The organism is Pseudocitrobacter sp. RIT415 (genome assembly GCF_003057695.2).
GTDB classification, from domain to species: domain Bacteria; phylum Pseudomonadota; class Gammaproteobacteria; order Enterobacterales; family Enterobacteriaceae; genus Pseudocitrobacter; species Pseudocitrobacter faecalis.
The window spans coordinates 1-19425 of record NZ_QBJC02000009.1 but is presented as its reverse complement, the minus strand read 5'-3'; the positions used below and the strand labels follow the sequence as shown (position 1 = coordinate 19425).

General features: G+C 45.9%; 23 protein-coding genes and 3 pseudogenes. 11 read left to right on the top strand and 15 right to left on the bottom strand.

Annotated features, from left to right (window positions below):
• Positions 1–15: 15 nt before the first annotated feature.
• Together DBY68_RS11020 and DBY68_RS11015 are read right to left on the bottom strand one after the other, a co-directional pair.
• Complete coding sequence (locus DBY68_RS11020) at positions 16–435, bottom strand: hypothetical protein (RefSeq protein ID WP_108476210.1); 420 nt, start codon at positions 433–435, stop codon at positions 16–18.
• Entirely contained in the window at positions 436–822 is a 387-nt protein-coding gene (locus DBY68_RS11015) for a hypothetical protein (protein WP_108476211.1), read from the bottom strand.
• 460 nt (positions 823–1282) lie between these two features.
• Here DBY68_RS11015 and DBY68_RS11010 point away from each other — a divergent pair, with 460 nt between their 5' ends.
• Positions 1283–1519, top strand: a complete 237-nt coding sequence (locus DBY68_RS11010; RefSeq protein ID WP_108476212.1) for a hypothetical protein — start codon at positions 1283–1285, stop codon at positions 1517–1519.
• Between the two features lie 126 nt (positions 1520–1645).
• On the opposite strand, the gene DBY68_RS11005 is transcribed toward DBY68_RS11010, so the two are convergent.
• From DBY68_RS11005 to DBY68_RS10980, 8 genes and pseudogenes are all read right to left on the bottom strand, one after another.
• Positions 1646–1834 (bottom strand): zinc ribbon domain-containing protein, encoded by a 189-nt coding sequence (locus DBY68_RS11005; protein WP_108476213.1) that lies wholly within the window; start codon positions 1832–1834, stop codon positions 1646–1648.
• A 126-nt stretch (positions 1835–1960) separates the two neighbouring features.
• A pseudogene (locus tag DBY68_RS11000) lies at positions 1961–2647 on the bottom strand (class I SAM-dependent methyltransferase); the annotation flags it as partial.
• Positions 2640–2861, bottom strand: a pseudogene (locus DBY68_RS23090) (MFS transporter); the annotation flags it as partial. The pseudogenes DBY68_RS11000 and DBY68_RS23090, both read right to left, overlap by 8 nt.
• The gene (locus tag DBY68_RS22770; protein WP_146745456.1) at positions 2861–3073 is read right to left on the bottom strand and encodes a hypothetical protein; all 213 of its coding nucleotides are present in this window, start codon (positions 3071–3073) and stop codon (positions 2861–2863) included. The pseudogene DBY68_RS23090 and the gene DBY68_RS22770, both read right to left, overlap by 1 nt.
• An 82-nt stretch (positions 3074–3155) precedes the next feature.
• The gene (locus tag DBY68_RS10995; protein ID WP_108476215.1) at positions 3156–3533 is read right to left on the bottom strand and encodes an SH3 domain-containing protein; all 378 of its coding nucleotides are present in this window, start codon (positions 3531–3533) and stop codon (positions 3156–3158) included.
• A gap of 814 nt (positions 3534–4347) precedes the next feature.
• Positions 4348–4995 (bottom strand): Qnr family pentapeptide repeat protein, encoded by a 648-nt coding sequence (locus DBY68_RS10990; protein WP_233503886.1) that lies wholly within the window; start codon positions 4993–4995, stop codon positions 4348–4350.
• Between the two features lie 148 nt (positions 4996–5143).
• Positions 5144–5503, bottom strand: coding sequence for a hypothetical protein (locus tag DBY68_RS23085; RefSeq protein ID WP_233503885.1), 360 nt, complete (start codon positions 5501–5503; stop codon positions 5144–5146).
• A 131-nt stretch (positions 5504–5634) separates the two neighbouring features.
• Positions 5635–5886: a zinc ribbon domain-containing protein gene (locus tag DBY68_RS10980; protein WP_108476216.1), complete on the bottom strand. Its 252-nt coding sequence runs from the start codon at positions 5884–5886 to the stop codon at positions 5635–5637.
• Between the two features lie 295 nt (positions 5887–6181).
• Here DBY68_RS10980 and DBY68_RS10975 point away from each other — a divergent pair, with 295 nt between their 5' ends.
• Positions 6182–6790 carry a DUF1062 domain-containing protein gene (locus DBY68_RS10975; protein ID WP_108476217.1) on the top strand — a complete coding sequence of 203 codons (609 nt, stop codon included), beginning with the start codon at positions 6182–6184 and terminating at the stop codon, positions 6788–6790.
• Positions 6791–7022: 232 nt separating this feature from the next.
• Here the strand turns inward: DBY68_RS10975 and DBY68_RS10970 are convergent, their stop codons facing one another.
• Positions 7023–7232, bottom strand: a complete 210-nt coding sequence (locus DBY68_RS10970; protein ID WP_072123577.1) for an AlpA family transcriptional regulator — start codon at positions 7230–7232, stop codon at positions 7023–7025.
• 107 nt (positions 7233–7339) lie between these two features.
• Positions 7340–7918, bottom strand: coding sequence for an inovirus-type Gp2 protein (locus tag DBY68_RS10965; RefSeq protein ID WP_108476218.1), 579 nt, complete (start codon positions 7916–7918; stop codon positions 7340–7342).
• 415 nt (positions 7919–8333) lie between these two features.
• On the opposite strand from DBY68_RS10965, the gene DBY68_RS10960 reads away from it, so the two are divergent.
• Positions 8334–9251: a hypothetical protein gene (locus DBY68_RS10960; RefSeq protein ID WP_012543045.1), complete on the top strand. Its 918-nt coding sequence runs from the start codon at positions 8334–8336 to the stop codon at positions 9249–9251.
• Positions 9252–9617: 366 nt separating this feature from the next.
• Here the strand turns inward: DBY68_RS10960 and DBY68_RS10955 are convergent.
• The 3 genes and pseudogenes from DBY68_RS10955 to DBY68_RS10940 all read right to left on the bottom strand — a co-directional run bounded on the left by DBY68_RS10955 (position 9618) and on the right by DBY68_RS10940 (position 12477).
• Positions 9618–11060: pseudogene (locus DBY68_RS10955) on the bottom strand (IS1182 family transposase).
• Positions 11061–11338: 278 nt separating this feature from the next.
• On the bottom strand, positions 11339–11893 hold the full coding sequence (locus DBY68_RS10945; protein WP_108476219.1) for a hypothetical protein: 555 nt from the start codon (positions 11891–11893) through the stop codon (positions 11339–11341).
• 2 nt (positions 11894–11895) lie between these two features.
• The gene (locus DBY68_RS10940; protein ID WP_108476220.1) at positions 11896–12477 is read right to left on the bottom strand and encodes a ComF family protein; all 582 of its coding nucleotides are present in this window, start codon (positions 12475–12477) and stop codon (positions 11896–11898) included.
• Between the two features lie 435 nt (positions 12478–12912).
• Here DBY68_RS10940 and DBY68_RS10935 point away from each other — a divergent pair, with 435 nt between their 5' ends.
• The 8 genes from DBY68_RS10935 to DBY68_RS10900 all read left to right on the top strand — a co-directional run bounded on the left by DBY68_RS10935 (position 12913) and on the right by DBY68_RS10900 (position 18103).
• Positions 12913–13788, top strand: coding sequence for a GTPase family protein (locus DBY68_RS10935; protein ID WP_039268712.1), 876 nt, complete (start codon positions 12913–12915; stop codon positions 13786–13788).
• Positions 13789–14031: 243 nt separating this feature from the next.
• Positions 14032–14748 (top strand): WYL domain-containing protein, encoded by a 717-nt coding sequence (locus DBY68_RS10930; protein WP_057775073.1) that lies wholly within the window; start codon positions 14032–14034, stop codon positions 14746–14748.
• 35 nt (positions 14749–14783) lie between these two features.
• The gene (locus DBY68_RS10925; protein ID WP_108476221.1) at positions 14784–15236 is read left to right on the top strand and encodes a hypothetical protein; all 453 of its coding nucleotides are present in this window, start codon (positions 14784–14786) and stop codon (positions 15234–15236) included.
• Positions 15237–15307: 71 nt separating this feature from the next.
• The gene (locus DBY68_RS10920) at positions 15308–15781 is read left to right on the top strand and encodes a hypothetical protein (RefSeq protein ID WP_023343036.1); all 474 of its coding nucleotides are present in this window, start codon (positions 15308–15310) and stop codon (positions 15779–15781) included.
• Between the two features lie 119 nt (positions 15782–15900).
• Positions 15901–16722 (top strand): DUF932 domain-containing protein, encoded by an 822-nt coding sequence (locus DBY68_RS10915; RefSeq protein WP_023343037.1) that lies wholly within the window; start codon positions 15901–15903, stop codon positions 16720–16722.
• A gap of 30 nt (positions 16723–16752) precedes the next feature.
• Positions 16753–17196 (top strand): antirestriction protein, encoded by a 444-nt coding sequence (locus DBY68_RS10910; RefSeq protein ID WP_017694583.1) that lies wholly within the window; start codon positions 16753–16755, stop codon positions 17194–17196.
• A 12-nt stretch (positions 17197–17208) separates the two neighbouring features.
• Positions 17209–17751 carry a DNA repair protein RadC gene (gene radC / locus DBY68_RS10905; RefSeq protein WP_108476222.1) on the top strand — a complete coding sequence of 181 codons (543 nt, stop codon included), beginning with the start codon at positions 17209–17211 and terminating at the stop codon, positions 17749–17751.
• Between the two features lie 10 nt (positions 17752–17761).
• The gene (locus DBY68_RS10900; RefSeq protein ID WP_108476223.1) at positions 17762–18103 is read left to right on the top strand and encodes a type IV toxin-antitoxin system YeeU family antitoxin; all 342 of its coding nucleotides are present in this window, start codon (positions 17762–17764) and stop codon (positions 18101–18103) included.
• The last annotated feature ends 1322 nt before the right edge of the window (positions 18104–19425 follow it).

Here is a 19425-nt window from a genome sequence, read left to right as displayed (position 1 = left end):
GAGTTAATACCCGATTTAAGTTAAAATATGTTTTCCAAGTAAGGATAATATTGTTCCGGATATTGATTTGTTTCGAAATAGAGATTTAGTAAATAAAATACCATTATTCATTTTCCCAAAATATAATTTCCCACTTTCTCTGGAATGGTTTTCTTCTTTTAAGTGAAGAGCTATCTTTCCGTCTACTATGAGATTTTCTTTATCTCGGGCCCAAAGTGTTTTAATTATATCTTTATCAATATCATCAATTACGAAATACATTCTTTGAGAGGTGAATACTAGCCAACACTGTTGTATTTCGCTTTTGAAAATTAAGAGTGTGCTAACTTTATTTAATAACTCATCAGGTTGAAAGCGTTCAAAGTCTTTTATGGAGTTGATTATCTCTGATTCGGAGCTGAACTCTCTTCTCCCTAGAAGAAACCCTAGTTTCATTTAGTTGTCCTCCGGTATGTCTATTTTTTCTTTAGAAAGTTCATTGTTAGATGATGATAGTAGTCTCGGGATCACTGTTGGCCAAATTGCACCAACGAAAATACATGATATTTTTTTTATCTCAAATATACCAATGCCTGCACCAATAAGAGCACCAATTCCAGCACCAGCGCCCCACATCAAAATTACTAAGATAGCACCAAAACCACTATATGATAGTTTGAGAAAACTTGCTTTTTTTGTTGTTTTTGATGTTAGAAAGTCTAGGAGGACAATCAATAGGCCATATAGGGATGCCGCTAATGAAAAGATTAGAATAGCAAATTCCCCTTCAATCGATTCGCTCTTGCCAAATGCAAAGAGAAGCACCGACTCAATTATTCCCATTTAATTTCATTCCCTGTTTCAAATTTGTTTGAAATCAGCTAAAGCTATCAAGTGTGTTTGATGAGAATTTTACACTGATTTTTGCTAATGTTAGTACGCTAAATTCACTAATAGCATGGATGATACGAGCGTAGAGTAATGCTGAGCTTGCATGCTACCGCCCATCTCCGTTACCGAGGAGCATGAGGTTATAAAGCCTAAATTGTACTTTTCAATTCGCGACGCCATCATACCTTCTAAGAGCCGCCTTGTATTCAGAATCCTTCAAATGATGTATCTATGCTATTGAAAAGTCCATCTTTTTGTTATATGCGTTCTAGGCGCTATCATTGTACAACCTTCTGTTATTACTGAGAAATATGATGAAGAGCAAATAATTGTTGTTACCCTGTCCAAAAATTTTGCTCCATTCAGCGATATAATTCCGGAATGATGAACGCTCCCCATTGAGGCGGTTCAGATGAAGAAGTCACGATTCAACGAGGAGCAGATTTTTTGCTCTGAAGCAGGCGGAACTGGAAACACCTGTACTGGAAGCCTGTCGCAAGCATGGGGTCGACACCTTGTTTTACAGGCAGCGGAAGCAATACGGTGGGATTTCGACCAAAGAGCTAATGGACATGAGGCTGTTAGAAGAGGAATACCTGCGGCTGAAGAAGCGTTTGCTGATTTGAGCCTCGATAAAGCGATGCTGTAGGATGTGCTGAAAAAAAGAACTGATACTGGCACGCCTACGCCAATGGGTCAGGGATTTACAGGCTCGCTACGATGCCAGTGAAAGGCAGGCCTGCTTCGTACTGCGGATCAGCCGCAGTTGGTTCCGTTATCGCTCTATGCCGACTCTTCGCCAAGAATCAAGGAAGCTGGCTAAGACTGATACCGCTTCTTCCCAGAATTTCAGATTGCCGTCTCCGTCGCTGCAGTATGCACAATAATGATCGCTGGCACTGTGTGCATCGGGTGCGGACATCGGCATTCCGCAGGCCTGGCAGAACTGGTCATGTTGTGACATATGATGCTCCTTAGGTGACATTATGATTAATAAATATACAGAATATGTATTGTGCAGGTGATGCATCGGATCAAAGCAAAGGCGAAGCCCCCGGTATCTCCAGTCAGAAATACCAGGAACCTGTTGTTACCTGGCGGTGAGCGCAAACACGCCCCAGCCAAAGTATTCCCGCGCGTACGTTACGTGGCGTTTCGGCGAGATGTTTAGCTCGGCCCTGACTTCCGCCGCGAAGTCGTCGTCAGGGTTGGCCTCCAGCCAGCGGCGCATGGTCAGCCATTTCGCGGCCTCATACCGGTCCCAGCCTTCCTGGTCTGCCAGCACCATTTCCACCACGTCATAGCCAAGGTCGTCGAACGCGCTGATAAGCCCGGGGAGCGTAAGGAAATCGCTTGTCGAGCTGACGCCACAGGCCTGGGCAATATCTTCCGTCGCGGGTAGCTGACGCCAGTAGGGTTCACCGATGAGCATGATCCCGCCCGGTTTCAGGCTTTGCGCCAGCAGTTCTACGGTCCCGGCAAACCCACCGGCAATCCATGTCGCGCCAACGCAGGCGGCCACATCGCATTTCTCTTCTGCCACATATCCGGCGGCGTCGTTATGAATGAACTCAACTCGGCTACTGACGCCGAGTTCTTCCGCGCGGTGTTTGGCCTGCTCGCTGAACAGCTGGCTCATGTCGATACCGACGCCGGTAATGGCGTGATCCCGGGCCCAGGTACAAAGCATCTCGCCCGAACCGCTGCCGAGGTCCAGAATGCGGGTCTCCGGTTTTATGCGCAGCACGCGGCCAAGCGTGGCGTACTTCTCTTCGGTGACCGATCCGGTCGGACAGGGTGCCGCAGCCTGGTAACAGACCGGCCAGCACCAGAGAGTAGGTATTTACCATCCAGAGCTTCTCTGCATTGGTGGCGTTCAGCTCGCGGGCCAGTACGGGGAGGGCTACGTTCAGTACCGTCATATCCACCACCACAAGAAACAGAGCGACGGATACCAAAGCAAGCACAAGCCAGGGATTTTTTCCTGATATCATTTTTCTGGAGTCGTCATGTTAATGAGATAATTTCTGAGCCATTCAAAATGGCCGGGAACAACGCCGTACATCTGGCCCATCCAGACGCTATCTGCGGCGAAGAGGGCGATTTCCAGCAGTGACGCTGTTTCGCCATGACGCATGACCTGGGCATTAAACCACTCCCCCAGATCTTCCTGAGCTGAGGGTCCGTTACCGGCGCGAGCCACACTAGTTCAGTCGCCTGTATTTCAGCACGAACTGCTGATAAAGGGTCTGCCTTATTAAAAGTCCTGTTTTCAGTAAAGGTATTCAGATTTTTCCTTCATGCTTATGCAGCAGTGACAGAGGGACCCAGCCGGTCTGCCCATCAGAAAGTCGTTCACACCACATCCAGCCATTCATTGATCTCAACCCGTCAACCTCATCACCTTTCTTCACCTCCAGCTCCCGGGCGGTGTAATCCTCCATTGCGATACCCCGAAAAGTCCCCTCGAATCTAAAGAAAACCTGTGCAGGCACCCAGCCACCGGTACCACCGGGAACGATGCAGTAGAACCAGTTATCCCACCCTTCCTCCCCCACATATTTCTCTCGAATTGTCAGATAAGTCCCTCGAGTGAAAGAGACAGGATCAGGATTTTCGCTGATATGCCGGTCAGTGGCTATAAACCTCAGTGGTGCTGTCATATATGCCTCCTTTTTGGCGAGTGCCAGAATATAAAAAGTGCCTCGCTGCACGGAACACGAGGCATTAAACAGGGAGGTAGGAAGAGTCATTCATTATAAGTATTCACTGCCTGCAATATAAATATTTTTCTTCTTATTATCTTGGATTGCTTTTCAAAACTGGATCTTTAACCAGTCTGTTCCGGTGTTGACCTTATTCTTCTCTGTGCGGAAGGTTACTGATTACGCAGAGGTATTGACCATGCGTTACTCCATACTTCTTGCCAGACTGTATTTTTTTGCTGTATGGAGCCTTTGCTACATGACGCTTTAAAACTTAACCCATGAGCCACTGGATTATATTTTTTCTTGCTCAGCTCAGAGAGTAGTGATTACGGGTATAAACATCTACTCCAGTGGCTAAAAAATACTTAATAATATATTTTTAGTCAATGGCGAATATCACATTTTTATAAATAGATTCTCTCGCTCTACCCGGTCAGGAATTAAGTATAAGGCGCGCTTAATAATTTGAAAGTGAAGGGTTAAAGTTCAATTAAAGGCAGGGAAATATATAGTCCTTATTATTCTTAATATTACATGGAAGGGGGTAATAAATATTCGTAAAAAATTTCATTATTACCATATAAAATACGAGCAATAATGCTATCTGAAAGGAGGTCATTGTTTAAAACACATTAACTCATTTGCACTGCAACAGATATGCCGTCAGTTATGAGCAAATCGTCAGTTTCAAGAGTGGTTCAGAAATGGCTCATCGGGTTCCTGTATGGAGGCGCATGCAGCGTGATCGTTCTCATGCTGACAACCCATACTACTCAGTTACTGTGATACCGACATAAGCCATCAATGATATAGCCTGCTCGTCATCAATTTTGACTCCCTCAAGATTGGTGCGTCGGATATCTAGTTCCCCTGTAACAGCTCCCCTTAGATCGCAGTTCGTCACATCAGCAGAGCGCCAGTTGAAGTTGGTGAAATCACCACCAGACAGATCTGAGCCACTAAAATTGGCACCGGTGACAATGGTCCCGTTCCAGCAGTTTTCCCACAGCTCACACTCTTCCAGTGTCGCGCCTGAAAAATCAGCATAACTTAGGTTACTTTTGGTTATGAAGGCACTACATATCCAGAGTCGGGGACTGATTTTTTTCATAAATCGTGCCTGACGGAAATTGCACCCCATTGCGCGGCTGTCCCTGATTTCAATACCAAACAGGTCTGCATTCTTAAATGTGCTCATCGTCAGATCACAGTTTATAAAGCTGGCCTCCTTCAGCTTTGCTCCGCTGAAGTCACCCCCAACCTGTTTATCCGGATGCCAGAAATGGCAATTAATGAATTGCGTTTCTGTCAGATCTGTTTCCGAAAAATCACATGCGTAAAACTTCACGCCTGAAACTTTCTCACCAGTAAAGTGACTTTCTGAGAACTTTTGTTCTTCAAATTTCTGCGTTGTCATTATATTCATCTGGTTATATTTAAATCTCACATATTAATTTCATGATTTGGCCGGGGGTATAGAGATGTTAAAAGGAAAGCCGGTTTTTAAACAGCTCTGGCTCAGGGAAGACGGATGAATAACCGGATATTTTCAATATGATGACAAATCAGTGTGGTAACTGCGTGAAATCTAATGCAACGCACGGTTCATCACCCACAACCCAGGCATCGTGATTTTCAGCAACTTCAAATGCTTCACCGGCATGAACAAGACTTTCATTTCCGGAGCTGTCACGAACCATCATCTCCCCTGAAATGATAAAGCCAATATGACGTTCTGACGTTTTACCCGTTATAGCTCCGGCGTGAAGCGAACAGCGCCATCCAGGATTGTATGTCCCAATACCAATAGCGGATGACAGTAATATCACTGAATTTCTGGAGCTACCATCAAGGAAAGATGTTTCTAGATCTGGACGTTCAGTGCTCTTACAGAGAAATTGTGGAGCCTTATTCATCATAAGCATTATAAAATCAACAACTTAAAGTGTTGGTGCTGATTAATATTGTGACTCTCTACGGCAGACATCGGCGTGGTCATCTGTTGCCACCTCATACGGGATGAGAGTCAATTCGGTTTGTGTAACTTAACTGAGGTTCACTCGTCCGCTTTATGAGCCCAGGCTGGCATTGCCGTCAGATAACGTTTTGCACGCTTCTGTGCTTCTTCCGGGCCGACTTTTTGCCAGGAATCAAGGAAGCTGGCCAGGCCTGATACCGCCTCTTCCCAGGGTTTAAGATTGCCGTTGCTGTCGCTGCAGTACGCGCAATATTGATTGCTGGCACTGTGTGCATCGGGTGCGGACATCGGCATTCCGCAGGCCTGACAAAACCGTTCGTACGGGGTCATAATGCGCTCCTTCTGTCGTTTGATTGTTTACTAAATATACAGAATAACTGCGCGGCGTTTAGCGTGTCAGATCAATAGATCCTGATGTAATCATCATCAATATTGATTGAACTCATTTACCCGATAATTACCGCTTTGCTAGTCTCGGTATATCTTTTGGTCACCTACAGGATTATAGCGTTGGAAATCTTTTTTTTAACCCGCTGAAAAATATCTCTTAAATATTTTTCATACATAAACATTCATAGTCCGTTTCGTACGGATTAGGTTTTGTATGGGTTAAAAAAGGTACGTTATGAAAGTAACATGGACCGTCACGCCCGTGGGGTATCAGCGCATTGCGAAACGATGCCCTTCTTGCAAGATTAAACGGGACTTCACGCCGTCAGGTGCATTTCGGGTTAATTCTCAAAAGAAGCTGCTGGATGTATGGAGTATCTATAAATGCACACACTGTGATTACACCTGGAATATCTCCCTGTTTTCGCGCCTGCACGTCAGCAAAATTGACCGCCAGCTTTTTCATCGGCTAATGACAAACGATGCCGCCACGGTACAACACTTTGCAAATGATATCGCGATGCTGAAGCGAAACAACGCAGAGCTATCGGGTCGGCTTGGCTTTAACGTTCATGAGCGCTGGCCGTTAAGCATCACCGCCCACCAGCGGGTCCGCGTTCGTGTCAGGACTTCCCGTTCATTTCAGGTCAGCCTGCTGTCGATTTTGAAGCAACAGCTCATGCTGAGCGCTGGTGAAATTCAGAGAAAGGTGGAAGCAGGTCAGATTTGGGGCGTTACGATGAAGATGCTTAAATCGAGAAAGCTAAAGGCAGCGGAATATGAATTCCAGCTGTCTGCGGAAACGTTGTATGCCCGGCGCAGGATTGTTCTGACACGTTGTTAAAAATAAGAAGCTCACCCAGGAAATCAACGTCAGTATGGCAGCCGTTCAACATAATAACGGATAGGCCAGGGATAGGGTGGGCTTCTGTTTTTCAGCTTCTGTTTTTCAGCTTCTGAATTGAGAACTTTAGTGAATGGGGTGATAGAGCATATCGTTTGAATTATGCCGAGTCTAATGGTGCTTTAAGGATTGGGATATCGGGAAAGGTGTAGCTTATAACGAATGGTTTGTATCAATGGCCGCGTGAATCGGCAATGCGTTGCTGTAACCATAATTCAACTTCGCTTTTCTTCCAGCGGGAGCTGCGACCCAGTTTGATTGGCTTCGGGAACAGGCCATCTTTTATCAGCTTGTAGAACCACTTATCTGTTAGCCCCGTTAGCTTCGTGATGAACCGCATATCCACCAGTTGGTCATCAAGCAAAGAAATTTGTTCAGTCATGATGCTGTCTTCCAGTGTGGGATTATCCTGAGCTGGTGGTTGATCGCTCGTTACCACCAGCCCTTCCACATCAATGGATTAATACGTAAAAAAGTGCAGAACGTGAGTTACACCGTGCGAGGCCGCCCCAGTCCGCTGGGCGGCGGTACCTCGCTGGCTCCGTAATGATAATGACCGTGCTTTTGCTCTTCTTTGGCAAGGTAGCTGATTATGTAGCGGAGGTTACCAATGGCTTCGGTATCACCGTAGTTCACCGGCCTATCAATACTGACTTCATAAGTGGTTTTGTACTCGCAGCGGTTGTAATAGCCTTCTCGTTGCGTTATTTCCCGCCATATTGTTCCGACTCTCTCAGCTATTGGGTAGGTAGCCTGGTTAAGGTGCCTGTCGAGATAGAACACGATATGGGCATGGCAGCCGTGGTCTACAGAATTCTCGAGTACCCAGAAATACCCTGCCAGATTTGTGTGCTGCAGGGTGCGTTCAACCAGCATACGCACCTCTCGCTCTGTTTCGTTCCATGAATGACGTTTATAGCGTTCTGTACTTTTCTGATAGAACAGGTCGAGTCTGAGTGCCTGTATTCGGGAGTATCGGTTCAGTAGCTGATTCAGGTGGTCATTGAGTAGAGACAGTAGAAACCAGTTCATCGTGTATCTGGGGTTAAAAGGGTAAGGTGTGTGCATTGATTTATCCTTTGTCAGGTGGAGTACAAAGGATTGGGATGAGATGTAATTTTTAAGAGAAGCGGGGATACTGCAGATACAGGGAGCCGTGTATCCAGGGGAATACAGACAGGGTTGCTTGTTGGGGGAAGACGCTGTAATCAGAGTGGTATAGAAACAGGGAGTGCCCCTTAATTATACTAAAAACCCAAATGTTCATATTTGCTGTTGAACGATGCTAATGAGGTGAACAGAGGACGATCCTAGGGTAAAAATCACAGGAATAATGCAGTAAGGTGTCAGAGTATTATCACAATAGAATCAGGGGGATATCAGTAAAAAATCAGCCATTCCTCAGCCTGTGACCCGCCTCCCTCTACCTAAAAGATGCTCATGCTAATCTGTGTCCAGGAGCCAGAATTAGAGGGAAGAGACGATGTTGCATTACGATATGATCCGCTACGAGATAATGTATCTAAAAATGCTTGGTGCGCTTTCCAACACTGATTACTCCTTACAGTGGAGTACTTATGATTCGCCGGATCAGTTTCGACGTTTAATCTCTGAGATCCTTGAACGGCATTTCCTAGGCGATCAGGACAGGATCAAAGTTGGTCGGAAAACTCTTAAAGAATGGGCTGAGCTGCTACTGATTGATAAAGATTATTTTGATTGTTTCAAAGGTACACCAAGAGCATTGTGGTTTGCTCACCATTATATTTTTGAATACCCAGTATTATCTGCAGGGCTGACGCTTGGTGGGTTGGGGAATGACGTCGGTTGTTCTGGTAGTTTTAATTCTCTTTTAATGGACGATAATATCTTCACAAATCTTGATTTCTCTAATTTGAATACTGACCTGGACGATATAGATTGGGACCTGATAACAAATCCACAGGCCACTGCTTTAAAGAAACCGAAACGCGTTTTCTCCCGATTTTATCTGAACGCGGGAGCTAGTACCTCTCTGTATAACCCCACTCCGGTAACTGAGCGTGAACTCATCAATGGTGTGATGAGGTACATTGATGAAGCGCCATGCTCACTTGGAGATAAGATCTCTTATTTCAAAAAACTGCATGAGCGCTGGCTTGAGCAATATGATTTTTTTCTGACAGATTTTGACTGGATGTCACGTGATGACGAAATTCAGTTAGTCTATCTCTGGGACTATCTCAAAGGAAAAGGACGAATAGCAGGCTATCTTCGCCCTTATAATACCTCTATGCGTTATGACATGATTATTGCGGCTATAGATGTGTGGAACGTCCAACCTGAAGAGAAGCTGGAGTTTATTGAGAAGATGAAACATGCCTGGCAAGCGGCGAAATCTTATCGGCGATCTGCTAAATAGCGTTGTGATCCCAGCGGTTTCTTCGTCTGATTTCTCAGTATTGTTATGAATCTTAATCGACCAAGGTTCTATAGCTGTCTCTCTCTTGCCCGTTACGTACAGAGCACCGTAGCCGAGGCATGGAAGTTAGAACTTTTACTTCTGGCTCGAAGCGTACAAACTGACTGATCTGAAGGTCCGCTGTGAGCGCAGGCTATGTGAAAACTCATAGCTTCAAATAGCCAAACAATATTTCTCATCTGTGCTTTAATAATGTCGTTTAAGTTGACGAGGTAATCTGTGATTTTATTCGGGTGACTCAGAATTTTTTATTGCGGGGAAGAACCTGATATTTGTTGTTACTGGAGGATAAAATGGCTGGAACCGTTAGCCGTATTGTTCCTGCAGCTGAATTATCAATCCTTCAGTACCCCATATTGATAGCATCCTTTTCAGGTTATAAGCCAATATATGCAGACTAATTTCTGTACTGACGTTTTTAAATTTCCGCATCAAGAAGTGCGTTGCACCCATCCACATTTTTATTGTCCCAAACGGATGTTCTACCGTTTGCTTTCGCATGACTACTGCTTGAGGAAATGCCTCAAGTCTGGCATGCATTTCTTCCATTTCAGCTTCATGAACCCAGCGCCGTATACGCCTTGGATCGCGTTTTGATGTGGTACACCTGGAGCGCTGGCTGCAATCGCGACAGGCAATATTGTTAAAGTATAATTGTTGCTCCAGACCGTCCTCTATTGAGGTAAATCGATTCTGAAGCTCGTTGCCCATTGGGCATACATAAACATCTTTTTCCCTGTTATATCTGAACATTGAGCGATTATAGAGCCCTTTACGTTCAGCACCAGAGGTATCTCCCTTTGGCACCAAAGCCACGGCTCCGCTATCCAGAACTGTTTTAATATCGCTGCGACTGTAATACCCTTTATCGGCAAGTACTGTTATGTCCTTCCGGCCAACAGCTTTCTGAGCCAGTGTTGCCACTGAACCAAGTTGCCCCCGATCTGTTGTATTGGTGACTTCATGCGCAACAATCAAATGGTTCTTCGTATCCACGGCTGTCTGAACGTTGTAGCAAACTTGCCGGTTCATATTATTTGTTTTCATCAACCGAGAGTCAGGGTCGGTTAAAGAGAGTTGTTTATCTGGCTGTTGTGCGACTGCGTGTTGGATTGCCTGAAGTTCACGTAAACGCTTTTGTAGCCAGGCCAGTTTAGTGGCTGTTAACTTTGTGCTTGCATTGGGCCCGGTATTCTTGTCGGCTTCATCCAGCTTGTTTAAATAATAAGTAATACTTTGCTCAACGCGCTCAATATGGTCTTTGGCTTTCTAGGATGTAAAGTTGTTCGGTTTGCTGTTTACTGCTTTGAATTTGCTGCCGTCAATAGCAACAACAACATCAGTGAACATTTGCATTTGCCGGCACAGGCCAATAAAGGCCCGACAAGCATTCCTGATACCTTCACCGTTATCTTTCCTAAAGTCTGCAATGGTTTTAAAGTCAGGCGTTAATCGTTCAAGTAACCACATCAGTTCAACGTTCCGATGGGCCTCTTTTTCCAGTCTTCGGGAGGACTGAATTCGGTTGAGATATCCGTAAATGTACAGCTTCAGTAGGGTGGCAGGGTGATATCCGGGCCGTCCGGTTCGCTTTGCGTTAACTCTTCTGAAACCAAGAGAATCAAGCTGTAACCCATCTACAAATATATCAACTACTCTGACTGGGTTATCTTCAGTGACAAAATCATCCAGTGCATCTGGGAGCAATGTCATCTGGTGCCTGCCATGTCCTTGAATGTGATTGGTCATGTCGGTACCCGCAGTGTTCACTTGTATGTTTATAATTTTAATGGAAAAGTAAGTCCGCGGCATGGGTTTATAAAGAATGGTTGATCATATGAAACCATCGCTTAGACCAAAAAGTGCTCAGGTGTTTTCACACAGCCTGAGCGATCTGCGGACATTGCTGGCACCATTCTGTGTGAATCACCAGGGAGCAGGTCACTATCGTGTACTTTATCGCACACCAGGAAAAGGGCGTAAAAAAAACCGCCAGACGGCGGTTTTGTCTGAATTGAAGTGAATGATTACAGAAAAGACATCTGATTGTTTTTCAAACGCGCCAGCTTGCCGCTTAAACTGATTTTGTCTTCTGCCTTTTCCAGATCGGTAGTTTTCATCATTTTTATCAGCGTATCAATATCGTCAGGCGTTTTAACTTTAATAAAGCCACGCATTTTGTTGACGAACACCACTGAATACTTATTTCGCAGAAGCAACTCTACTACGTTATTAAGCGTACCTGGACTCTTGCAGTCCCACACCATCAGGCCACAGTCTGCGTTCTCGGCCATCTGGATATCTTTAGCAGTGTAAAACTCACGTGTTCCGCGCTTGTAATCTGTTTTGACAACATTTACGGGCCACGCACCTAAGTTGTTTCGCGGCTTTGGCGAACTGCTGAAAACTGTAGTGGTTTCACAATTCAACGCAACAAGCGCTCGCTGAACTGATGAATCTACGCCGTTAGCGTCACCAACAACCACACGATACTTTTTGTCTACAATCTTCTTCAACCGCTCAATGATGAGCGGATCAAGTTCTTTAATGGTTATAGAGCCAGCAACGAAAATCGTCGTCATGGTTATCTCCAAGTAAGAGCCGCAACGTAAATATTACTGATTTTATTATAGCCGCGTAGCGCCGCACAAGCAGCCTCCATTGATGCTCCCGTATGGTATAGGTCATCAATCACTAAAACGTTCCATTGTCCTTGATTGGTGATAATAGGGTTTACGGAAAAGCTGTTCCCAATGGCTTCAACTTTTTCCTCTTTGGTATGCAGATTCTTAAGTGAAACACCACCAGGAGCTTTCAACAGGAGATTGTCAGAACAGGGAACACCGGCTAAGTTTGCCAGTGCCTGAGCAATCTCTGTAACAGGTTGTCGTGCACGGACATTAGAAGCAGCCATAGGAAGGATGAACCCAACCTTTTCAAACAGTGGATATGCTTCATCATAAAGGCATTGAGCCAGCGGATGAACCTGACTCCAGTCAGACCTGTACTTAAGCTGAAAGAGAGCTTCGCCCACTTCAGTACGCGTAGTGTCGTAAATGTTATGGCCCCACTCGTTTTGCCCTATCACCACGCTGTACTTGCTGTGCTTGTCCAGTACCACACCACGATTCCAGTTGCCCACAATGTCTTTGATGTTCACTTCCATCGGTGTTTCCCTCACTTGTTACAAGATATGAATGAAGATATGCCAATTAAGAACATTCTTAAAGTGTGGTTTTAATGAAAGCGTCTGGGATGAAGGCTCTGTCGCATAGGCGGTTTTACTGAACACCGGGAATAGTGCGTAAAAGACACTTCTTTCGGCTGCCATTTGGACGTTTACCACTTCTGGCTAGGGCTGCTTTTCTTGATGGTGTGAGTGTAAGTATCCCTGTAAAACGACCATCAATTTATAGAAAACCTCTGGCACTCCAACTTCTGCTTATGGCACTAAGCGGACATCGTTCAGTTCTGGATTGCACAATTTCCTTTACGTGTTAACCTAATATTCCAAATAATTTCAGACAGATATTATCTCAGTGAATCCCCGCCTTCCTGACTGGAACGCGGGGTTTTTAATTCTTCACGCTGAGACTACTGTATGAATAAACCTGATGGCCTTCAGGCCCTTGAACAACCGCTCGCGTCGCTTCCGCACACGCTTCGCCAGCTTATTCTTGAACGTATCCAGAACCTGACCCATTACGAGCCGGTGATTGGCATCATGGGCAAAAGTGGTGCAGGTAAATCCTCTCTCTGCAACGAACTTTTCCGGGGGGAAGTGTCTCCGGTGAGTGACGTGAATGCCTGCACTCGCGACGTACTGCGCTTTCGCCTACGAAGTGGTAGTCACAGTCTGATGATTGTCGATTTACCGGGTGTAGGTGAAAACGGGCAGCGGGATCATGAATACCGGGCCCTGTACCGTCGTATGCTGCCGGAACTGGACCTGGTGCTTTGGGTCATTAAAGCCGATGATCGGGCACTGACCGTGGACGAGCAGTTCTGGCACGGTGTGATGCAAACTTACAGGCAAAAGGTACTGTTTGTGATTAACCAGGCCGACAAAATAGAACCCTGTCATGAATGGGATACCCTTACCAGCAAACCTTCACCGCACCAACTGGGAAATCTTAAAGCGAAGCAGGCTGCAATTATGGCTATGTTTAAACCGCATCATCCGGTTTGTGTGGTGTCAGCCCGCACTGGATGGGGCATTGAGGAGATGGTGGCAAACATGATGCGCTGTCTGCCTGACCGCGCCACCAGTCCGGTGGTGACACAACTGCACGGGAGACACTGCACAGAGCCGGTAAAGTCGCAGGCCCGTGACAGTTTCGGCGACGCTGTGGGCCGGGTTTTTGATACGGCTGAGTCATCGTCGTTCCTGCCTGCATCGCTGAAAACGGTGATCCGTAGCGTGCGTGATGCGGTGGTGTCGGTCGCTCGGGCCGTCTGGGACTGGATATTCTTCTGACATCGCAATTTTCTATGCGAATGATGAACTGGTTGTTAATGATTTGTTGATTGTGGACATGTCCTGTCCACTGAGTTTTACCAACAATTAAATCAGGCGAAGTATCATTATCTGTCAGACGAGCGCCCACAAGCCCGGATTGCTCATAAAAAATAGTTCCGATGTTGTCCATACCCTGTCCACTCCTTCCTTTAAAGTAATCAGTATTAATTCAGAGAGTTAACTTCTCAGGAGAAATCTTTCATGACGCTTCAGGAGCGGCGACATGACCGGCTTGCTGTCAGGTTGTCGTTGATTATTAGCCGCCTGGTGTCCGGTGAAACTCTGTTTATTCGCAAACTGGCAACTGAATTCGGGGTGTCAGAGCGCACGTTACGTCGTGACTTTCGGGAACGTCTGATGTATCTCGACCTGGATTATTACCAGGGGCAGTGCAGTCTGCGCTCAGATATTCACAGTACGCGGCAGGAAATAGATATTCTGACCTTTGCTCACCGCACGGGGTTGGCCGGGGTTTTCCCGGGCTTTGACCGGCGACTGGTCAGCAGCCTGCTGGACTGTGATGAGCGACCTTGTCTGGTATGGCATCAGGACAGACCTCATCCCCCGGCAGGAAAGCTCTGCTTCTACAGGCTGGTCAGAGCTATTTCGGGATGTCAGCGCATCACCATTCTGACTGAAGGGGAGCGTCATGAGGCCGTTGCACCTTACAGGCTAATCGCCCTGGATGGTTACTGGTATCTGGTCGCTGAACATAACAGACAATTACGTGTCTTCCGGCTGGATGAGATTCATCTGGTAAGGCCATCCCGGGAAACATTTATTCGCAGTGAGCTCCTCCATCAGCTGTCGGAGGACAAACATTTTATCTCAGCCTTACCTCATTTCCGTTTTATTCAACAGTCGCTGAATTCATTTTCTCCATCAGAAAGTCGGGGGCAATCCGGACAAACTGATTAGAGATGGTCTCCATAATTAAATGTAAGGTTAATGCAATGAAAAAATTGAAATTATTGTCTTTACTGCCAGTCATGTTGTTCACCTTACTTATCGCAGGTAATGCTCACGCAGCACGTCCTTATAGCGGGTTCCTGCCTGCGGCAGTGAATAATAAGAGCGGGAATATATTCTGGTGTGATGCCCACCGACAGGTCAGAAAACTGTGTACAGCGACGGAAGTGGATTCAATGGGATGGTTTATTGTTGTTCGCTCGAAACCTTCCAGAGATTGTCCGGGTGGCATATGGGGGTGGATCACTCCCAGTAAAGACGATGTGGCAACAGGATATACCATTACGCCAGGTAAAGAATTCAATCTCACCATGAAGGATATGTGCAGTCCCGATATGAAAGTAACGTTCCGCCCGAATAAAAAGGACCCTCGTTATGACGATCTTGTCGGGATTTATGCCGGGAAAGAAGCGTTTCGCTACAAACAAATAAAATAATCCAACTGTTTTTTCATTACTTTATTGTTTTAAACAACAAAAGCTTTATTACATGATTTGAGGACAACATTATGCGACTGCCTTACGTAATAGTTACATTAGCTATGCTGGCTTCTGTATCAACAGCACAGGCTATTCCCAATATGTGGACGAGTGGTTTTGGGATGGGCGTGACCGAATATATCATTACCAGCCCGGATAAGGTGGTGTTTAATCTGAACTGTACTGGCAATCCGGATGCGCAGAATATTCTGCAACACGGTGTTAATCTCACCCTGCCTGATGGAACATCAGTAAGTTCTCATGACGACGGGACAGAAATAACGGTAGTCATGGATAGCAGCCAGTATCCGTTACCTTCATCCCTCGGCTGGCGAAATGGTGATAATGCCTGGGTGTCATTTATTGACGCGCTGGGTCAGTCGTCCAATTTCGATGTTTACGTCAACAATAATAAAGTTGGCTCCTTCAGTCCGGGGCTGAAGAATACGCAAAAAGAGCTGTCTGACCTCAGTGAATGCCGGACCACACACTACAGCGATTAGTTACTTACATTTCAGACCTCTCCACCCCACAACATACCAACACCAGATAGCAACAGGCCATGCTCCTTCGGGAACATGGCCTTTTTGTTTTTAATTCATTATCAGATAAGGAGTTAGCCATGCGATTAGCCAGCCGCTTTGGTCGTATAAACCAGATACGCCGTGACCGGCCTCTGACCCATGAAGAGCTGATGAGTCATGTACCCAGCGTGTTCGGGAGTGACAAGCATGAATCTCGTTCAGACCGTTATACCTACATCCCGACCATCACCATTCTCGAAAGCCTGCAGCGTGAAGGCTTTGAGCCGTTCTTTGCCTGCCAGACGAAGGTCCGCGACCAGAGCAAGCGGGAGCACACCAAACACATGCTTCGCCTGCGTCGTGCCAGTCAACTGACCGGGCATCAGGTACCGGAAATCATTTTGCTCAACAGTCATGACGGCTCCTCGAGCTATCAGATGCTTCCGGGACTGTTTCGTGGCGTCTGTACCAACGGCCTGGTCTGCGGTCAGTCATTCGGAGAAGTGCGGGTACCGCATAAAGGTAATGTCGTCGAGAAGGTGATTGAAGGGGCTTACGAAGTGCTCGGGGTCTTTGACCGGGTGGATGAGAAACGCGATGCAATGCAGTCGCTGGCGTTACCAGCCCCGGCCCGTCACGCGCTGGCAAATGCCGCACTGAAGTATCGATTTGGTGAGGAGCACCAGCCGGTCACGGTATCGCAGTTGCTGACCCCACGTCGCCGGGAGGACTACAGCGATGACCTGTGGACCGTATACCAGCGCGTGCAGGAGAACCTGATGAAAGGTGGATTGTCGGGTCGAACCGCTCAGGGGAAAAGCAGCCGCACCCGTGCTGTTACCGGTATTGATGGCGATGTGAAGCTCAATCGCGCCCTGTGGGTTATGGCAGAAAACATGCTCGATTTTTTCGGGCGTTAAACAAGAGTTCCGGCATAAGGAGATAGTTTAATGAATACACAAAATCATCAGTTCGCGGAGCTTACCGCAATTACTGCCTCAGTGGTCCCAGACGAGTTACGCATCGGCTTCTGGCCGCAGCACTTTGGTTCCATCCCACAATGGATAACCCTTGAACCTCGCATTTTCGCCTGGATGGAGCGGCTGTGTGCCGATTACCACGGTGGTATCTGGCGCTTTTCGATACTCAGCAACGGCGGCGCTTTTATGGCTCCCGAGTCAGACCACGATGAGAAGTGGATACTGTTCAACAGCATGAACGGCAATGGTGCAGAGCTTACTAGTGAAGCTGCAGGGATGGTCGCCTGTCTGATGGCTTACAATCACCACGCCTGTCGCACCGAGAGTGACGCGATGACTGAGCACTATTATCGCTTACGCGACTACGCACTGAACCATCCAGAGTGCAGCGCCATTATACATCTCATCGACTGAGGGATACCGAACATGAATACCGCATTACCCCCGCTGTCATATCAGCCTGAACTCTTTCCTCTGGCGATTATGGCCCAGCATGGTTGTTTGTTCCTCGCGACCTCCGGATTAACCCCCTATGCCCAACGCAGCATTCGTCGTGCCATCAACCTGCTGGATAAATATCTGCGCCAGCCTGGCATATCCTTTACCTCTAGTACTGCTGCCCGTGACTGGCTTTGGTTACATCTGGCAGGACAAGAACGGGAAGTGTTTATGGTGCTCTATCTTGATAACCAGCACCGTTTACTGGAGAGTGAAACGCTATTTGCCGGTTCGATTAACCATGTCCGGGTCCATCCTCGAGAAGTATTGAAGTCAGCGCTTCGCTTCAATGCTGCAGCTGTCGTGCTGGCGCATAACCATCCATCCGGTGATCCGGAGCCCAGCCAGTGCGATCGCAACATTACGGGCAGGCTTAAAGAAGCGCTGGCACTGGTTGATGTGAACACGCTCGATCATCTGGTTATCGGATCAGATGGCATTGTGTCGTTTGCAGAGCGAGGCTGGATATGAGGGTACTTCAATGAAATCTACTGACTCAGAGAACGATACATTTCTCCAGTGGGGACTGAATCGTAATGTAACGCCTTGCTTTGGCGCTCGTCTGGTACAGGAGGGAAACCGACTGCACTATCTGGCTGACCGGGTCAGCATTACCGGTGAATTCAGTAACGCAGAATCTTTGAAGTTGAATGAAGTATTCCCACGTTTTATCAGCCAGATGGAATCGATGTTGACCACTGGTGAAATGAATCCTCGCTATGCCCACTGCGTCACCCTGTACCACAACGGTTTCACCTGCGAAGCCGATACACTTGGTTCACACGGTTACGTCTATATCGTCATTTATCCTGTACAACGTTAACTAACTCTACAAGAGCAAATATGAAAACTCTACCTGGAATAATCCTGGAGGGCTCCTAGCTAATAAGAAACTGGAAAGTAAGGTTCAATATCTTGGCATTGAAGTCAATGGTTCGTTAGAGATCCCTGAGTTGATTGAAATCTAAGCTCGGCAGGGCTGCTGCAGCCCTGCCGTAAATGGTCGTTGCTGACTTGTCTGGAAACCAGAGATAATAGTGGTATTGGTAGACTCAGGATTGTGTCAATGTGGAAAAAAGGGACTAGGTTAGTTTCAGAGTATTAGCAACAGTTCTGACTATAGCATTACTCCGTTAACCCTCTGATGTATCATGAAAATGATTGTGCTGATATCTAGTAATTTCATTATGAGATGCTTAAAATCAAAAAGGATGAAGATATGAATCAATTCAGTTAATTGGTATATCATGAAATTAATTTCTAGTTGGTCTAAAAGACAGTGCTTGTGGGATAAATTAGAACTAAACAGGGTGTGAGATGATAAAAAAAACTACCGTTAATAAACTTGTAACCTTTAACTCCAAACTTGATACGTCTCAAAAAATAATAAGGAATCTTATTGTTGCAGTCGTCATTTGTTTTCTTCTAAATTTCCTTGGGTTAGACGGTTTGTGGAAGGGGTTCTTTATACTGACTTTGATTTACTGGAGCTTTTCGGTATTCCATAGTCTAATTATTATTTATAAAAAGCATATGAAACAACATTGGGTAAATGGATCCTAATATTAGGAGGCACGCTATGTGTGAATTTCGCCCTATGTCTTTCAGGTGTGGTGATCAATGATATAACTTCAGTTTCACCAACAAACTTCCCTCACTCTTTGATATTTATTGCGGCTTCGATGATTCCTTTGATCGTGCCTCTTTGTATGATCTTACTGTTCGCGGTTATTTTGGTGTCAGTACCTATATGGTGCTGGTTTTTTTTGTATGACGATAAGCTTAAGAAATTTTTAATGCCAGGATATGAACCTAATCAGCAGAGGTTTTTGCATAAAAGCACTTTAATAATCCAAGTTATATCTTTAATAATTTATTGTGCTTTTATTTTTCAATTTTCACGACTCATAGGCAATGATTATATATCATATATCAATAATAAATCTCAAGGGATGATTTACACACTCGAGATGTTTGATAAAAGTCCATGTGCCAACATTAAGAATGCTAAGGTTTCATTTTTAGGTGATGGCAATGTTCTGGTTGCGTCTAGGAATAATGATAAATACTCCTTCAAAGTCATGAAGTGTGAGATAAAATAGTAAAGAATGCTTTGTTATAGTTATAGCATGTTATTTTAATAGG

Excerpts from the sequence above, each read along its gene's own strand:
- DBY68_RS11020 (WP_108476210.1), bottom strand. The coding sequence starts at position 435 with ATGAAACTAGGGTTTCTTCTAGGGAGAAGAGAGTTCAGCTCCGAATCA.
- DBY68_RS11015 (WP_108476211.1), bottom strand. The coding sequence starts at position 822 with ATGGGAATAATTGAGTCGGTGCTTCTCTTTGCATTTGGCAAGAGCGAA.
- DBY68_RS11010 (WP_108476212.1), top strand. The coding sequence starts at position 1,283 with ATGAAGAAGTCACGATTCAACGAGGAGCAGATTTTTTGCTCTGAAGCA.
- DBY68_RS11005 (WP_108476213.1), bottom strand. The coding sequence starts at position 1,834 with ATGTCACAACATGACCAGTTCTGCCAGGCCTGCGGAATGCCGATGTCC.
- DBY68_RS10995 (WP_108476215.1), bottom strand. The coding sequence starts at position 3,533 with ATGACAGCACCACTGAGGTTTATAGCCACTGACCGGCATATCAGCGAA.
- DBY68_RS10990 (WP_233503886.1), bottom strand. The coding sequence starts at position 4,995 with ATGACAACGCAGAAATTTGAAGAACAAAAGTTCTCAGAAAGTCACTTT.
- DBY68_RS23085 (WP_233503885.1), bottom strand. The coding sequence starts at position 5,503 with ATGCTTATGATGAATAAGGCTCCACAATTTCTCTGTAAGAGCACTGAA.
- DBY68_RS10980 (WP_108476216.1), bottom strand. The coding sequence starts at position 5,886 with ATGACCCCGTACGAACGGTTTTGTCAGGCCTGCGGAATGCCGATGTCC.
- DBY68_RS10975 (WP_108476217.1), top strand. The coding sequence starts at position 6,182 with ATGAAAGTAACATGGACCGTCACGCCCGTGGGGTATCAGCGCATTGCG.
- DBY68_RS10970 (WP_072123577.1), bottom strand. The coding sequence starts at position 7,232 with ATGACTGAACAAATTTCTTTGCTTGATGACCAACTGGTGGATATGCGG.
- DBY68_RS10965 (WP_108476218.1), bottom strand. The coding sequence starts at position 7,918 with ATGCACACACCTTACCCTTTTAACCCCAGATACACGATGAACTGGTTT.
- DBY68_RS10960 (WP_012543045.1), top strand. The coding sequence starts at position 8,334 with ATGTTGCATTACGATATGATCCGCTACGAGATAATGTATCTAAAAATG.
- DBY68_RS10945 (WP_108476219.1), bottom strand. The coding sequence starts at position 11,893 with ATGACGACGATTTTCGTTGCTGGCTCTATAACCATTAAAGAACTTGAT.
- DBY68_RS10940 (WP_108476220.1), bottom strand. The coding sequence starts at position 12,477 with ATGGAAGTGAACATCAAAGACATTGTGGGCAACTGGAATCGTGGTGTG.
- DBY68_RS10935 (WP_039268712.1), top strand. The coding sequence starts at position 12,913 with ATGAATAAACCTGATGGCCTTCAGGCCCTTGAACAACCGCTCGCGTCG.
- DBY68_RS10930 (WP_057775073.1), top strand. The coding sequence starts at position 14,032 with ATGACGCTTCAGGAGCGGCGACATGACCGGCTTGCTGTCAGGTTGTCG.
- DBY68_RS10925 (WP_108476221.1), top strand. The coding sequence starts at position 14,784 with ATGAAAAAATTGAAATTATTGTCTTTACTGCCAGTCATGTTGTTCACC.
- DBY68_RS10920 (WP_023343036.1), top strand. The coding sequence starts at position 15,308 with ATGCGACTGCCTTACGTAATAGTTACATTAGCTATGCTGGCTTCTGTA.
- DBY68_RS10915 (WP_023343037.1), top strand. The coding sequence starts at position 15,901 with ATGCGATTAGCCAGCCGCTTTGGTCGTATAAACCAGATACGCCGTGAC.
- DBY68_RS10910 (WP_017694583.1), top strand. The coding sequence starts at position 16,753 with ATGAATACACAAAATCATCAGTTCGCGGAGCTTACCGCAATTACTGCC.
- radC (WP_108476222.1), top strand. The coding sequence starts at position 17,209 with ATGAATACCGCATTACCCCCGCTGTCATATCAGCCTGAACTCTTTCCT.
- DBY68_RS10900 (WP_108476223.1), top strand. The coding sequence starts at position 17,762 with ATGAAATCTACTGACTCAGAGAACGATACATTTCTCCAGTGGGGACTG.